1 protein-coding gene is annotated in these 253 nt (G+C 75.9%); it reads left to right on the top strand.

The annotated features are described in order from the left end of the window. The coding region (locus SB773_RS33325; protein WP_486304328.1) for a hypothetical protein at positions 1–204 on the top strand (204 nt) is incomplete at its 5' end. Positions 205–253: the final 49 nt, after the last annotated feature.

The raw sequence follows: 253 nt of genomic DNA, 5'->3' as shown, positions 1-253 counted from the left end.
CTGGCGACCGCGGCCGGAGCTCCGCTGGTCTACTGGATGCTCGGCGGCGGCGACCCGGAGACCGTGCTCAGGGCCGTGGCGGCGGGAACCGTCGACACGGACATCCCGAGCAACCACTCGCCGTTCTTCGCGCCCATCCCGCAGCCGACGATCGACACCGGCGTGCGGGCGCTGGTCGTCGCCGCGCGGGAGTGGCTGGCCTGACGCCGGGCGGGTCCCGGCCGGGCCGCGTCGGACGCCGCAAGCGTCAGAC

This window comes from Bacillus sp. SIMBA_074, from assembly GCF_046534555.1.
GTDB lineage: Bacteria > Bacillota > Bacilli > Bacillales > Bacillaceae_G > Bacillus_A > Bacillus_A mycoides.
This window is presented reverse-complemented; position numbering and strand designations above follow the sequence as displayed.